At 63.4% G+C, this 14,560-nt stretch carries 12 protein-coding genes; 10 read left to right on the top strand and 2 right to left on the bottom strand.

The annotated features are described in order from the left end of the window. Window positions 1-22 precede the first annotated feature (22 nt). On the top strand, window positions 23-772 hold the full coding sequence (locus ACJRPG_RS22155) for a hypothetical protein (protein WP_408002276.1): 750 nt from the start codon (window positions 23-25) through the stop codon (window positions 770-772). Window positions 773-779: 7 nt separating this feature from the next. On the opposite strand, the gene ACJRPG_RS22160 is transcribed toward ACJRPG_RS22155, so the two are convergent. Further along, complete coding sequence (locus tag ACJRPG_RS22160) at window positions 780-1,313, bottom strand: DUF2058 domain-containing protein (protein ID WP_408002277.1); 534 nt, start codon at window positions 1,311-1,313, stop codon at window positions 780-782. Between the two features lie 141 nt (window positions 1,314-1,454). Here ACJRPG_RS22160 and ACJRPG_RS22165 point away from each other — a divergent pair, with 141 nt between their 5' ends. Next, on the top strand, window positions 1,455-3,065 hold the full coding sequence (locus tag ACJRPG_RS22165) for a methyl-accepting chemotaxis protein (RefSeq protein ID WP_408002278.1): 1,611 nt from the start codon (window positions 1,455-1,457) through the stop codon (window positions 3,063-3,065). Between the two features lie 7 nt (window positions 3,066-3,072). Continuing rightward, window positions 3,073-4,347, top strand: coding sequence for an acetamidase/formamidase family protein (locus ACJRPG_RS22170; RefSeq protein WP_408002279.1), 1,275 nt, complete (start codon window positions 3,073-3,075; stop codon window positions 4,345-4,347). Here the strand turns inward: ACJRPG_RS22170 and ACJRPG_RS22175 are convergent, their stop codons facing one another. After that, entirely contained in the window at window positions 4,348-5,151 is an 804-nt protein-coding gene (locus ACJRPG_RS22175) for a polysaccharide deacetylase family protein (RefSeq protein WP_408002280.1), read from the bottom strand. It lies immediately after the preceding gene. 158 nt (window positions 5,152-5,309) lie between these two features. Here ACJRPG_RS22175 and ACJRPG_RS22180 point away from each other — a divergent pair, with 158 nt between their 5' ends. The 7 genes from ACJRPG_RS22180 (at window position 5,310) to ACJRPG_RS22210 (ending at window position 14,476) form a co-directional block, all read left to right on the top strand. Then, on the top strand, window positions 5,310-6,131 hold the full coding sequence (locus ACJRPG_RS22180; RefSeq protein ID WP_408002281.1) for a glycoside hydrolase family 16 protein: 822 nt from the start codon (window positions 5,310-5,312) through the stop codon (window positions 6,129-6,131). 248 nt (window positions 6,132-6,379) lie between these two features. Further along, the gene (locus ACJRPG_RS22185) at window positions 6,380-9,307 is read left to right on the top strand and encodes a TonB-dependent receptor (protein ID WP_408002282.1); all 2,928 of its coding nucleotides are present in this window, start codon (window positions 6,380-6,382) and stop codon (window positions 9,305-9,307) included. Between the two features lie 74 nt (window positions 9,308-9,381). Then, a complete protein-coding gene (locus ACJRPG_RS22190; RefSeq protein WP_408002283.1) occupies window positions 9,382-10,917 on the top strand; it encodes a tryptophan halogenase family protein in 1,536 nt (511 codons plus the stop codon). An 18-nt stretch (window positions 10,918-10,935) separates the two neighbouring features. Further along, the gene (locus ACJRPG_RS22195) at window positions 10,936-11,646 is read left to right on the top strand and encodes a SapC family protein (RefSeq protein ID WP_408002284.1); all 711 of its coding nucleotides are present in this window, start codon (window positions 10,936-10,938) and stop codon (window positions 11,644-11,646) included. Beyond that, a complete protein-coding gene (locus tag ACJRPG_RS22200; protein ID WP_408002285.1) occupies window positions 11,624-12,643 on the top strand; it encodes a cupin-like domain-containing protein in 1,020 nt (339 codons plus the stop codon). The genes ACJRPG_RS22195 and ACJRPG_RS22200 overlap by 23 nt, the downstream gene beginning before the upstream one ends. A 13-nt stretch (window positions 12,644-12,656) precedes the next feature. Further along, window positions 12,657-14,165, top strand: a complete 1,509-nt coding sequence (locus tag ACJRPG_RS22205; protein WP_408002286.1) for a tryptophan halogenase family protein — start codon at window positions 12,657-12,659, stop codon at window positions 14,163-14,165. Between the two features lie 23 nt (window positions 14,166-14,188). Continuing rightward, window positions 14,189-14,476 (top strand): PsiF family protein, encoded by a 288-nt coding sequence (locus ACJRPG_RS22210; protein WP_408002287.1) that lies wholly within the window; start codon window positions 14,189-14,191, stop codon window positions 14,474-14,476. The last annotated feature ends 84 nt before the right edge of the window (window positions 14,477-14,560 follow it).

The following is a 14,560-nucleotide window of genomic DNA, read 5'->3' on the forward strand; positions in this document are numbered from 1 at the left end:
ACCAAATCATGCGGAGGACGTAGTGGGACGAATTACGGGCACGCTGGCACTGGTGCTGGCCGCTGCGGCGGGAACGGCAGCGGCGCAGCAGCCTGCGGCGCCGCAGGCAGTGGAAATCAAGGGCGTGCGCAATCCGGAACTGAAAACCTACCGGGTGATGCTGGCCGGGCTGGATGCTTTCGACGACTACCATGCCTTCGCACCCAATGCGCCGGAAGTGCGCTTCCGGCTGCGCTCCCGGGTGGACAAGGACACGAATCTTGACGATCTGGCGATCAGGCTGAGCGGCGATACCGTATCGCTGCCCCTGCCGCTGGACGAGAATAAATCCTTCGCCCTGCCGCGCAATGAACAGGCGGAAAGCGAGGACGCCGAAATCGTGGCGAACAAGCCGAAAGGCGGCATCCGCTGGCAGCCGGACGTGCGCACACCGGGCGTGCCGGACGGCATGCGGCGGCTGGGCGACCTGCGCCTGGAATGCCGCGTGCTCATTGCCACTGCCAAGAAGGAGATCGGCTTCATGCTGACGGCCTTCATCAACTCGGTGCTGCTGACGACCGACTGGTGCGGCGACGAGAAGATTCAGCTGGCGACGCCGGTGCCGAAGAAAATTGCCGGTGCCACGCTGCTGCACGACGGCCAGCGCATCGCGCTGAAGATTGCCGACCGCGGCAAAGGCTACCTGCCGCCGCTGGCCGACAAGCGCTATCCGGACGATGCGCTGATCGAGGTGGTTCCGGCCGCGGAGCAGGAAACAACCGCACCCCCCTAGGCTGGGCTCACCACATCAGGTCGTCAGGAATCTGGTAGGCCGCGTACGGATCGTCCTCGTCCACCTGCTGGGCCTTCTTGGCGCGCACCACCAGCGCCGCATCGCGCTCGGCGATCTTGTCCGCGATCACGGCCGGCACCAGCTCGAAGGCGCCGCCCAGGCACACGATGGCCAGGCGGCCCGCCTGCAAATGCTGCTGCACCTGCGCCGACACGTAAATGCGCTCGATCTTCGTGCCGTGCGTGAAGTTATAGGCGATATCGCCATTGCCCTTACCCTGCCGGTTCTGCTGCACCATCTGCGCGATCTGCGCCGCAATGGCCTTCTGCTGTGCGGCCGCATCGCGCTGCGCATTGTGTTCGCGCGCCCTCTCCGCATTCTTGCGCTGCAGCTCCAGCGCCGCCTCGCGCGCCTCGTCCACGCTCTCGACGCCGGCACGGCGCTCTTCCTTCTTCTGTTTTACCTTCTGCTGGTGGGCCTGGGTTGCCTTCTTCTTGTCCACCAGGCCGGCTTTCAGCAGCTGGTCCGCCAATGAAACCATGTCTTACTCCAAAAATAATGTGCGTTACCCGCAGCATAGCAAAGCGCTAGTGTAACTTCCATGCAACAGAGGGTTGATTGACTTGGTTCCGCCACAGATGCATGCTGGTTTAAAACACATAAAAACCAGAAGGAGATGGCCATGAACATTTCATTCCTGCACTCGGCAAGCGTTGCAAAGAAACTGGCGGTGCTGAACGCCAGCGCCATCCTTGGCATCACCCTTCTCACGGCCGTCTTCCTCAGCTCGGAAGGCAAGCTCATTCTGGCGGAGCGGCAGGCCAATGTGAAGCAGGCAGTGGAAACGGCCTACGGCATCGTTGAGCATTATCACCGCGAGGAGACCAGCGGCAAGCTGCCGCGTGCCGAAGCCCAGAAGTTCGCGATGACGGCCCTCAAGGGCCTGCGCTACGGCGGCAACGAGTACTTCTGGATCAACGATATGCAGCCGCGCATGATCATGCATCCGATCAGGCCGGAGCTGGACAACAAGGATCTCAGCGCCAACAAGGACCCCAGCGGCAAGCACCTGTTCGTGGAATTCGTCAATGTGGTGAAGGCCAAAGGCGAAGGTTCGGTGGACTACCTGTGGCCGAAGCCGGGCAGCGACAAGCCGGTGCCGAAAGTCTCCTATGTCAAAGGCTTTGCGCCCTGGGGCTGGATCGTTGGCACCGGGGTCTATGTGGACACGGTGGACGCCACGGTGCGCGGCCGCGCCATCGAGTTCGCACTGGGCGCCATTGTGCTGTCCGCCATCCTGCTCGGCATTGGCGTGCTGATCGCGCGCGGCATGCTGCGCCAGCTGGGCGGGGAGCCGGACTACGCGTCGGGTATTGCGCGCACCATCGCGGGCGGCGACCTCACCGTGCCCATCGACGTGAAGCGCGATGATGAGGACAGCATGGTCAACGCGCTCAAGTCGATGCGCGACGACCTCGCCCGCCTCGTCAGCTCGGTGCGCAGCGCTACCGAAAGCATCGCCACCGCCTCGCGCGAAATCGCCAGCGGCAATGCGGACCTGTCGGCCCGCACTGAAAGCCAGGCCAGCTCGCTGGAAGAAACCGCGGCTTCGATGGAAGAACTCACCGGTACCGTGAAGCAGAACGCGGAAAGTGCGCGCGAAGCCAACCAGCTGGCGGCCACCGCCGCCGAAGTCGCACAGAAAGGCGGCGCCGTGGTGGCGCAGGTGGTGGATACCATGGCCTCCATCGATAGCTCCTCGCGCAAGATCGTGGATATTATCAGCGTGATCGACGGCATCGCCTTCCAGACCAATATCCTGGCGCTGAACGCTGCCGTGGAAGCGGCGCGCGCCGGCGAGCAGGGACGCGGCTTCGCCGTGGTGGCCAGTGAAGTGCGCAACCTGGCGCAGCGCAGCGCGGCCGCGGCCAAGGAAATCAAGGACCTGATCGGCGCTTCGGTGGAGACCGTCTCGGCAGGCAATGCGCTGGTGGCGCAGGCCGGCAAGACCATGGACGAAGTGGTGGCCAGCGTGCAGCGCGTGAGCGCCATCATCGGCGAGATCAGCAATGCCAGCGGCGAACAGAGCGCAGGCATCGGCCAGGTCAACCAGGCCATCGTGCAGATGGACTCGGTAACGCAGCAGAACGCCGCGCTGGTGGAACAGGCCGCGGCCGCCGCCGAAAGCATGCAGCAGCAGGCCGCGCAGCTGCTGGCTGCCGTCGGCGTATTCCGCGTGGAGGCGCAGCAGCAGGCGCCTTCCCGCTCCCGCCTTCCGGCCCTGAGGACCTGAACGACAGATGAAGAAAACACTGCTGCTGTCCCTGCTATCCATCGCCCTGCCGCTGCAGGCCGCCGAAAGCTGGTTGCTGAAACTTGAGCGCTGGGGCAACCCATCCTATATGACCCTGCACCTGCAGGATGAGCAGGGCAAGCTTTCGGGCACGCTGGATGGGGACAGCCTGAGCGGCACGCGCCAGGGCAAGACGCTGGCGTTCACAGTGACCGACAAAGCCGGCCGGCGCTACAGCTACCAGGCCAGGGCCGCCGCCGCCGGCCTTGAAGGCAGCGCCGACTTCCCCGACACCAACGATGCGCAGGCGCGCGCCCGGCACAGCTTCACCGCGCGCCGCCTGCCGGAGCGCATGTCCAGCGCGCCGCAACTGCACGAATTCCGGCCGAAGGACTATTCCAATGAGTTCAGCGCCACGCGCCCGCCGGTGCTGACCATATGGCCCGGCGACAGCGTGCACACCAGCACCATCGATTCAGGCGGCGTGGACGAGCATGGCGTGACGCGCGCCCTGTTCGGCAATCCGCAGACCGGCCCCTTCTTCGTCATGGGTGCGGAAGCGGGCGACACGCTGGTGGTGCAGCTGCGCCGCCTGCGCCTGAACCGCGACTATGCCGACAGCCTGGACAGTATTGTCGGGCGCGCCCAGAGCACCGGCCTGGCGGCACGCGCCGCGGCGCTGGGCAAGCCGGTGCGCTGGAAACTGGACCGCGAAAAAGGCCTGGCCAGTCCGGAAGGCGGGAGTCCTGCACTGCGCGGGCTGGCGGTGCCGGTGCGGCCCATGCTCGGTGGCCTCGCGGTGGCGCCGCCCGACGGTCCGCCATTCTCCACCGGCGATACCGGCCGCTTCGGCGGCAATATGGATTTCAACGAGGTGGTGGAGGGCAATACGGTCTACCTGCCGGTACAGCAGCCGGGCGCCCTGCTCTACCTGGGCGACGCGCACGCGCTGCAGGGCGATGGCGAAACCTCGCAATACGCGCTGGAAACGTCGATGGACGTGGAATTCACGGTACAGCTCATCAAGGGCAAGGCCATCGGCATGCCGCGCGTGGAATCCCCCACGCAGATCATGACGCTGGGCCAGGCCGGCTCGCTGGATGATGCGCTGCGCATCGCCACCGCAGGCATGACGCAGTGGCTGCAGCAGGACTACGGCCTGAGCCTGCAGGACAGCGCCATCCTGCTGGGCAGCGCCGTCCAGTACTCCGTGGCCAACCTGGCCGGGCGCAGCGTGGGCGTGGCGGCAAAACTCAACAAGTCGCTGCTGCCGCGGCGCTGATCATTTGGCCCGCACCTTGCGCACGTGCTTCATGATGCTGAGGAAGGTGTCGGTCCAGTAGGTCTTGCGGTTGGCCGCCAGGTAGGCCACCAGTTCCTCGTGCGCCTCTTTCGAGATGGTAAGGTAGTCGCCGCCGATGCCGTGGAAGGTGAAGTTGACCATGGTGCCGCGTTCGGCCGCCTGCTTCACGATATCGATCAGCTGCCGGCCGGTGAGCCCTGAAGGCGCGGCGACCGGCACCGCCTGCGTGTCCAGCGCGGCCATGGACGGCATCACGGCCGGTCCGTTGCCGGCCTTGATGCCGAGGAATTGGGCCTGCACGGCGGGCAGGTAGTTGCCGTCCTGCGCCTGCAGGTCGCCGCAAGGCGTGGTCAGCGTGCGTTCGCGCCGGCCATCGATCGCATACAGCATGGTATTCCCCAGCTCGATCTGGTCCTTCATCTGCGCCACCGTGGTGGTGTCGAGGTCGCGGTGCGCCTGCACCCATTCCCGGTCTTTCTTCGAATGCGAGCACTGGTGGAACAGTGTGTGGTTGCCCAGCTCATGCCCCTTCTGCGCCGCCGCACGCCACTCGGCCAGGCGCTTGTCCACCGCCGGGTTCGACAGCTGCAGGTAGAAGGTGCCGTGCAGGCCATGCCGGTTCAGCGCCGGAATCGCATTGTCGAGCTGGGAATCGAGGGAGTCGTCATAGGCCAGGCTGACGGCGGCGCGCGCCCCGTTGGGCCAGGCGAAGGGGGCGTCGGCCGCCCAGCCGGAGGCGCACAGCAAGCTGCCCAGCAGGGCGGCGGCGAGGTGAAGCTTCATTTCATGACCTTTCATCTGGAAACGTTACCAATATTGCACCGGCCAAGTTTGGCGTGTCAACAACACATTGCTGTGCTGCGGATTGACGTTGCAAGTGCTGCGGTGCTATACCTGTAAGCATAAATGGAAACCATTCCAATCAAACGGAGACCGGCAGTATGAAGACCCTTCTTCTCGGCTGCGCCCTGCTGGCTGCTGCAGGCGGCGGCCTGGCGCAAACCAGCTTTCCGCCGGGCGGACTGCCCGAGGGCTACAAGCTGGTGTGGGCCGATGAATTCGAGAAGGACGGCCTGCCCGATCCCGCCAAATGGGACTACGACACCGAGTTCAACGAACGCGGCTGGTTCAACAACGAGAAACAGTACTACACAAAAGCCCGCCTGGAGAATGCCCGTGTCGCCGGCGGCAAATTAATCATTTCCGCGCGCAAGGAAGAACTGCGCAGCATGGTGGACTGGGGCGGCCAGAAATACAGCTCGACGCGCCTGGTCACGCGCGGCAAGGCGAGCTGGACCTACGGCTTTATCGAGGTGCGCGCCAAACTGCCTTGCGCCGTCGGCAGCTGGCCCGCCATCTGGATGCTGGGCACCAAAGGCAAGTGGCCGGAAGACGGCGAGATCGACATCATGGAGCACCTCGGCAAGGAGCCCAACGTGGTGCTCGGCAGCATCTACACGGGCGCCTACAACTGGCCGAAGAACACGCCGATTACGACCAAGACCAAGGTGCCGGATGTGTGCGGCAGCTTCCACAACTACCAGCTGACCTGGACGCCGGAATCCGTCGTGATCGGCGTGGACGGACGCAATTTCCAGCAGCTGCGCAATGCCGGCGACGGCGACTACCAGAAGTGGCCATACGACTCGCCGCAATACCTGCTGCTGAACCTCGCCGTGGGCGGCGACCTGGGCGGGCCGGTAGACAACAGGAGCTTCCCCTGGGCTTTCGAGATCGACTATGTGCGCGTTTACCAGCGTTAACCCGCAGCTGAGCTTTGTAGTAAAACAACGTAAAACTGGTCAGAAAGGAATAATCCGTTGACATTTAATTTCAGCAAAACTAATATCTAGCAAAGTTAAGATGGAAACGTTTCCACGTCAGTCTGAAGTCCGGCGCGGAAACCGAAGGGCGAGAGATCCGGTCCAAGTACCGGAAGCAAATCAGGTTAGCAATAATCGATAAAAACATAGGAGACCAAATGCAATATCCCAAGGCAAGACTCAAACTCATGAGCCTGGCAGTTGCCAGTGCCTGTGCGGCGTCCGCCGTACCGGCATTCGCTCAGCAAACCGTCGAGACGCCAACCGCGAGCGGCGACGTGCAGACGGTGGTGGTGACGGGCATCCGCAGCAGTATGGCCTCCTCGCTGAACATGAAGCGCAATTCCGACGGTATCGTCGACGGCATCGTGGCAGAGGACATCGGTAAATTCCCGGATACCAACCTGGCGGAATCGCTGCAGCGTATCTCGGGCGTGTCGATCGACCGTTCGAACGGCGAAGGCTCCAAGATCACCGTGCGCGGCGTGGGCCCCGACTTCAACCTGGTGCTGCTGAACGGCCGCCAGATGCCGACCTCGAACCTGGGCGACCGCAACGGCCGCGCCTTCGACTTTGCGAACATCGCATCGGAAGCGATCTCGCAGATCCAGGTGTACAAGACCTCGCGCGCTGAAACGCCGACCGGCGGCATCGGCGCCTCGGTCAATGTGATGACCGCGCGTCCGCTGAGCACCAAGGGCACGCTGGCTTCCGTGGGCGTGAAGGCGGTGCACGACACCTCCGGCACCAACCTGCCGGGCGACGTGCGCGAAGGCATGGACAAGGTTACGCCGGAAATCTCGGGCATCTACAGCACCACCAGCGCCGACGGCATGTGGGGCGTGTCGGTCAGCGCCAGCTACCAGGAACGCAACTCCGGCTTCAACCAGGCTTCCGTGGCCGGCGGCTGGCGCGGCCCGTTCCGCGGCGATGAAAACAACTGGGGCACGATTCCTGCCGCAGGTTCGCCGGGCGTAACCAACCATCCGAAGCCTACCGACGTGTACTCGGTACCGCAGAACATCAACTACAACATGAACGGCATCCAGCGCCAGCGTACCAATGGCCAGCTGGTGCTGCAGTTCGCGCCGAACAAGGACATCACCACGACGCTGGACTACACCTACTCGGAAAACAAGATCCAGACCCGCAAGCAGGATCTGTCCGCGTGGTTCAACTTCGGTCCTTCCACCAGTTCCTGGGGCAATGGCCCGGTCGCCGCACCGCTGGTCTACACCGAAATCCTGGACGGCAACAGCGACATCGCGATGGGCGCCGGCAAGTTCGCGACCAAGACCGCCAACAATTCGGTGGGCTTCAACGCGACCTGGAAAGTCAACAACGACATCAAGCTGGAATTCGACGCGCACAAATCGACCGCCGAATCGAAGGCTGACAGCCCATGGGGTTCCAGCAACACCATCGGCACCGCCAGCATGAGCCGCGGCAATACCTCGGGCGACTTCACGGCCGACTTCCCTGTGCTGAGCATCCAGGGCGCCGACTATGCGCGCGCACCGATGCAGGTGACCGGTTCCGTGTTCGACAACGGCTATATGAAGGGCGAAGTGGAACAGGCCCAGTTCAAGGGCCGCTGGAAGGTGCTTGAGTCGTCCTCGCTGAACTTCGGCGTGTCGGCCACCACGGTGAACAACCGCTCGGCCTTCTCGAACCAGCAGCGCGATACCTGGACCGGCGCCACCAAGCCTTCGGACTACCCGGCCAGCATGTTCCATCCTGAATCGCTGCGCAGCTACTTCGACAATATGGGCGCCGGCGTGAACAACCCGGCCCTGTTCAACAACTTCTTCACCTTCAACTTCGACGAGATGCGTGCACTGGCGGCCAAAGTCAGCGGCCATCCGGAACTGTACGAGATCAAGAAGGAGTTCACGACCGACAGCCGCACCGAGGAAAAATCGAAATCGGCCTTCCTGCAGTTCAATACCGACTGGGATACGGCCCTGCCGTTCCACACCGCGATCGGCGTGCGCTGGGAGAAAACCGACGTCTATTCGACCGCACTGGTGCCAACCGCCACCGGCATCAACTGGGTGTCGAACAACGAGCTGCCAATCACCTTCGGTGCGCCAAGCTTCACGAACCTGACCGGCAAATATCACCACCTGCTGCCAAGCTTCGACTCCGATCTCGACCTGCGTGACGACATGAAGGTGCGCTTCAGCTACGGCGAAACCATCGGCCGTCCGCGCTGGGACCAGATCCAGGGCGGCCAGGTGCTCGATACGCTGGCCCGCGTGAACGGTGGCACCGGCAACCAGGGTAACCCTGCCCTGCTGCCAGTGAAGTCGAAGAACCTCGACCTGTCCTACGAGTGGTACTACGGCAAACAGAACTTCTTCTCGGTGAACTACTTCAAGAAGGATCTGGAGAACTACGCCGGCCAGTCGAAACAGACGCTCACCCCGTTCAACCTGCACACCCCGGTGGGCGGCAAGTACTGGAATGCGGCGATTGCGGCAGGCTGCACGGCGGGCGATACCGGTTGCATCCGCAACTACATCTTCCGTAACTTCGCCGGCCAGCCTGGCGTGGTGCGCGGCCCGGATGACGGTGCAGGCAACCCGACCGGCACCATCACCGGCCAGCCGTCGGATCCGATCGCCAGCTTCGAGATCAACAGCTACTCGAACCAGAAGAAGGCCGACCTGTCCGGTGCTGAAGTCAACGTGCAGCATATGTTCGGCAACAGCGGCTTCGGTATCGCTGCCAACTACACCTATGTGCACTCGGGCCTGAAGTACAACAATGCATCGCCGGGCGAGCAGTTCGCACTGGTGGGCCTGAGCGATTCGGCCAACCTGGTGGGTATCTTCGAAAACGCCAAGTGGTCGGCACGTGTGGCCTACAACTGGCGCGACAAGTTCCTGTCCTCGACCTTCGATTCGGCAGGTCCTAACCCGAACTACACCGAGCCATACGGCCAGCTGGACATCAGCGTCGGTTATAACTACTCCGACAAGCTGAGCTTCCAGGCGGAAGTGATCAACGCCACGGACGAAGTGCAGCGCATTCATGGCCGCACCAAGAACCAGGTGCTGTTCATGAACCAGAATGGCCCACGCTACATGATCGGCGCACGCTACAAGTTCTGATCGAAAGTGTTGTAGCAAAAAGGCCGCGGCTAGTCCGCGGCCTTTTTTACAGTTAGACTTGCAGAATGAGCAGCATGATCAGACAGGTAGTCATTGTGGGTGGGGGGTCGGCCGGCTGGCTGGCCGCCGGCGTTCTTGCGGCCGCACACCAGACGGCACAGGGGGGCCTGCAAGTCACCCTGGTCGAATCGCCCGATATTCCGCCGATCGGCGTGGGCGAAGGCACTTGGCCCAGCATGCGCGACACGCTGCACCGCATCGGCGTGTCCGAATCCGATTTCTTCCGCGAGTGCGACGCCTCGTTCAAGCAGGGTTCCCTGTTCCGGCAGTGGATTACCGGCGCGGCGGACGACTACTACTTCCACCCCTTCGTGCTGCCGCAGGGCTATGGCGAAGCCAATCTGGCCGCGGAGTGGCAGGCCCGCTTCGGGCAGGTCCCGTTCGCCGACCTGGTGAGCTTCCAGCCCCATTTGTGCGTCAACGGACGCGCGCCGAAGCAGCCCGGCACGCCCGAATTCGCGGCGGTGGCCAATTACGGCTACCACCTGGATGCGGGCAAGTTCGGCCTCTTCCTGCGCAAACACTGCCTGGAAAAGCTGGGCGTGCGCTTCGTGCCCGACAATGTGACCGGCATCCGCTCGCATGACAACGGCGATATCGCCGCCCTGGAAACGCGCGAACACGGCCTGCTGGAAGGCGACCTGTTTGTGGACTGCACCGGCATGCGCTCCATGCTGCTCGGCCAGCATTACGGCGTGCCCCTGCTCTCGCAGAAGCATGTGCTGTTCAACGACAGCGCGCTGGCGGTGCAGATTCCCTACCCGGCAGAAGACACGCCGATCGCCTCGCAGACCACCTCCACGGCGCAAAGCAACGGCTGGATCTGGGATATCGGCCTGCCGACCAGGCGCGGCATCGGCCATGTGTATTCCAGCGCCCACACCAGCGACGACCAGGCCGAGGCCGAACTGCGCGCCTATATCGCGCAGGAGGGCGGGCCCACCGATATTCCGCAGCCGCGCAAGCTGTCCTTCGATCCCGGCTACCGTGCCGAATTCTGGCACCGCAACTGCGTGGCCATCGGCCTGTCCGCCGGCTTCATCGAACCGCTGGAAGCCTCCGCCCTGGCCGTGGTGGAAATGTCGGCGGCCATGCTGGCCGACGAAATGCCGGTCACGCGCGAAGAGATGGCGATCGCCGCGCGCCGCTTCAACGACGCCTTCACCTACCGCTGGGAACGCGTGATCGACTTCCTCAAGCTGCACTATGTGCTGAGCAAGCGCAATGATTCGCTGTACTGGCAGGACAACCGCAACACCGTGCCCGAACGGCTGGCCGAGCTGCTCACGCTGTGGCGCCACCGTTCGCCCTCGCGCTATGATTTCTACCGCATCGAGGAAGTGTTCCCCTCGGCCAGCTACCAGTACATCCTGTACGGCATGGGCTTCCGCACCGAGCCAGGCAGCACTGCCGCCATGCCGGGACAGGCGGCAGCGGCCGACGGCTACTTCGCGGAAGCGGCCAAGCTGACCCGCAGGATGCTGGGCGCGCTGCCGTCCAACCGTGAACTGCTTGACCATATCCGGCGCCATGGGCTGCCGAAAATCTGAGAACAAAGAGAGACAACAATGCCCAACCCAGTTTTGCTGAATAACGTCCAACACAAGGACCTGCGCGTCATCACCAAACGCGGTGCGCAATATGGCGACAACATCATGTTCGCCCTTACCTTCCCATCCGAATTCCGCAGCCTGCAGGCGCACTACCCCATCGTGTTCCGCAAGACCGATGACGGCACCAGCTTTGAAGCGGTGGCCCTGTTCGGCCTGCAGGAAGGCGAAAACCTGTTCCTGGGCGAGGCAGGCTGGGATGCCAGCCAGGTGCCGCTGATGGTGGAGCGCCAGCCCTTCCTGATCGGCCGCAACGGCGATGAGCTGATGGTGCACGTGGACCTGGACAGCCCCCGCGTCAGCAGCACGGAAGGCGAACCGGTGTTCCTGCCGCACGGCGGCAACAGCGAGTTCCTGGACCGCATGAATTCCGCCCTGCTCACCATCCACCAGGGCCTGCAGGCCGCCGGTCCCTTCATGGCCGCGCTGAAGGAATACGAGCTGCTGGAATCCTTCGTGCTGGACGTGACGCTGGACGACGGTTCACAGGGCCGCATGTCTGGCTTCTATACCATCAACGAGGACCGCCTGGCCGTGCTGCCGGCCGAAGCGCTGGACCGCCTGCACAAGGCCGGCTACCTGCAGGCCATCTTCATGGTGGTATCCTCCATGTCCCAGTTCCGCCCCCTGATCGAGCGCAAGAACCGTGTCCAAGCTGCCGCCCGCTAGATATGTACGCGATGTCGAAGGCTACACGCCGCACACGCTGACCGACGAAATACTCGCTTCGACCGAGCCGCTGCTGCTGCGCGGCCTGGTGAAGCAATGGCCGATGGTGAAGGCGGCCCTGGAATCGCCGCAGGCGGCCGATGCCTACCTGCGCCGCTACTACCGCGACGCCACCGTGGTGGCCATGCTGGGATCGCCGGAGATGGGCGGCCGCTTCTTCTACAACGACACGCTGGACGGCTTCAATTTTACGCCCGTGCGGGTGCGCCTGGACGGCGTGCTGGGCGAGCTGCGCGGCCACTACAACGACGTGAAGCCGCCCGCCATCTACGTGGGCTCCACCACGGTGGAAACCTGCCTGCCCGGCTTTGCCGAAGAAAACTGGATGGACCTGGGCGACCGCGCCGCGCTGATGAGCATCTGGATCGGCAACCAGACCCGCATCGCGGCCCACTACGACCTGCCGGACAACCTGGCCTGCGTGGCGGCCGGCCACCGCCGCTTCACGCTGTTCCCGCCGGCGCAGTTAAGCAATCTGTATATCGGGCCGCTGGACTTCACGCCGGCCGGCCAGGCCATCAGCCTGGTGGACTTCGCCAATCCGGACCTCGAAAAATTCCCGAAATTCGCCGAAGCATGGCAGCATGCGCAGGTAGCCGAGATGCGGCCGGGCGACGCGCTGTTCATCCCCAGCATGTGGTGGCACCATGTGGAGGCGCTGGACCGCTTCAATGTGCTGATCAACTACTGGTGGCGCGCCACGCCGGAATACATGGACACGCCGACCAATGCCCTGATGCATGCGCTGATGACCATCCGCGACCTGCCGAAGGAGCAGCGCGCGGCATGGCAGGAGCTGTTCCGGCACTACGTGTTCGAGGCCGACGAGAATACCGCCGCCCATATCCGTCCCGAAGCGCGCCGCGTCCTGGGGCCGCTGGACGGCGACGCCACGCGCATGCTGCGCGCGCAACTGCTGCAAAGAATGAACCGCTGAGAGGAGACAGACCGTGCAACACCAATCGACCAATACCGAGCGCCGCCCGATCCGCCGCATCGTCATCGCCGGCGGCGGCACTGCCGGCTGGATGGCCGCCGCGGCGCTTTCCAAGACGCTGGGCAAGAACCTGGACATCAAGCTGATTGAGTCCGATGAAATCGGCACCGTCGGCGTGGGCGAAGCCACCATTCCCACCCTGCTCACCTTCCACAGCCTGCTGGAGCTCAACGAGCAGGAATTCATGGCCGCCACCAACGCCACCTTCAAGCTGGGCATCAGCTTCGAGAACTGGCGCAACGTCAACGAAGACTATATCCACTCCTTCGGCATGACCGGCACCGACCACTGGACCGCCGGTTTCCAGCACTTCTGGCACAAGGGCCGCGAGCGCCGCCTGGCCACCGACTATGGCGACTACTGCCTGGAACTGAAGGCCGCGCAGGAGCGCCGCTTTGCCCACCTGCCGAACAACGGCCTGAATTACGCCTACCACCTGGATGCATCGCGCTATGCGCAATACCTGCGCAGCTTCTCCGAGAAGTTCGGCACCCAGCGCATCGAAGGCAAGATCGCGGAAGTGAAGACCGATCCCGTGAGCGGCGACATCCGCTCGCTGCGCCTGGAGTCGGGCGACGAGATCGAGGGCGACCTGTTCATCGACTGCACCGGCTTCCGCAGCCTGCTGATCGGCCAGACCCTTGGCGTGGAATACGAGAACTGGAACCACTGGCTGTTCAACGACAGCGCGGTGGCAGTGCAGACCGCCTCCGTCAGCGACGCCGTGCCTTACACCCGCTCCATCGCACGCGACGCGGGCTGGCAATGGCGCATCGGCCTGCAGAACCGCGTGGGCAACGGCCATGTGTTCTCCAGCCGCTACATGGACGACGAAACGGCCACCCGCGTGCTGATGGCCAATGTGGAAGGCGAGGCCCTGGTGCAGCCGCGCGTGATCAAGTTCACGCCCGGCCAGCGCAAGCAGGTATGGAAGAAGAACTGCGTGGCCATCGGCCTGTCCAGCGGCTTCCTGGAGCCGATTGAATCGACCAGCATCCACCTGATCCAGCGCGGCATCATCCGCCTGATGCAGATGTTCCCGACCAATGGCATCTTCCAGAGCGATATCGACGAATACAACAAGCAGGCCAACTACGAGATCGAGCATATCCGCGACTTCATCATCCTGCACTACAAGGTCACGAACCGCTACGACACCCCGTACTGGCAGGCCTGCAAGGACCTGGACATCCCCGAGTCGCTGCGCCACCGCATCGAGCTGTTCCGCGAGACGGGCCGCGTATTCCGCATCCCGAACGAGCTGTTTGCCGAGAACTCCTGGGTGCAGGTGATGCTGGGCCAGGGCATCATGCCGCTGCAGCACCACCAGACCGCGGACCTGATGGGCGACGCCGAGCTGGCGCACTTCCTGGACAGCATCAAGTCCCATGTGCACAAGGTGGCGATGCAGCTTCCCTCCCACCAGGCTTATGTGGAACAATACTGTCGCGCGCCCATGTAGGCCGCTCTTTATGGGGAACCACAATGAAAAAACTGCTCGTACTGTGTGCTGTCTTCCTGGCCAACACCGCGTTTGCGGCGGATGCCCCGGCGAAGAACTCCCAGCAAACCAAGATGGCCACCTGCAACGCCGAGGCGGCTGGCAAGAAAGGCGATGAACGCAAGGCTTTCATGAAGGAGTGCCTGAGCGCCAAACCGGCGGCGCCCATGACGCAGCAGGACAAGATGAAGCAATGTAATGCGGACGCCGCCGGCAAGAAGGGCGACGAGCGCAAAGCCTTCATGAAGGACTGCCTGAGCGCGAAGAAGTAAGCAGCACCGGCTCCGTGAAACGCCACCCTTCGGGTGGCGTTTTTGCTTTCTGGACAGATTTTTTACTGTCATTGTCACACACCG

This window comes from Pseudoduganella rhizocola, from assembly GCF_045984285.3.
Classification (GTDB): Bacteria; Pseudomonadota; Gammaproteobacteria; order Burkholderiales; family Burkholderiaceae_D; genus Rugamonas.

Bases quoted from the DNA above. Each gene is read 5' to 3' on its own strand.
- ACJRPG_RS22160 (WP_408002277.1), bottom strand. From the start codon at position 1,313: ATGGTTTCATTGGCGGACCAGCTGCTGAAAGCCGGCCTGGTGGACAAG.
- ACJRPG_RS22165 (WP_408002278.1), top strand. From the start codon at position 1,455: ATGAACATTTCATTCCTGCACTCGGCAAGCGTTGCAAAGAAACTGGCG.
- ACJRPG_RS22170 (WP_408002279.1), top strand. From the start codon at position 3,073: ATGAAGAAAACACTGCTGCTGTCCCTGCTATCCATCGCCCTGCCGCTG.
- ACJRPG_RS22175 (WP_408002280.1), bottom strand. From the start codon at position 5,151: ATGAAGCTTCACCTCGCCGCCGCCCTGCTGGGCAGCTTGCTGTGCGCC.
- ACJRPG_RS22180 (WP_408002281.1), top strand. From the start codon at position 5,310: ATGAAGACCCTTCTTCTCGGCTGCGCCCTGCTGGCTGCTGCAGGCGGC.
- ACJRPG_RS22185 (WP_408002282.1), top strand. From the start codon at position 6,380: ATGAGCCTGGCAGTTGCCAGTGCCTGTGCGGCGTCCGCCGTACCGGCA.
- ACJRPG_RS22190 (WP_408002283.1), top strand. From the start codon at position 9,382: ATGATCAGACAGGTAGTCATTGTGGGTGGGGGGTCGGCCGGCTGGCTG.
- ACJRPG_RS22195 (WP_408002284.1), top strand. From the start codon at position 10,936: ATGCCCAACCCAGTTTTGCTGAATAACGTCCAACACAAGGACCTGCGC.
- ACJRPG_RS22210 (WP_408002287.1), top strand. From the start codon at position 14,189: ATGAAAAAACTGCTCGTACTGTGTGCTGTCTTCCTGGCCAACACCGCG.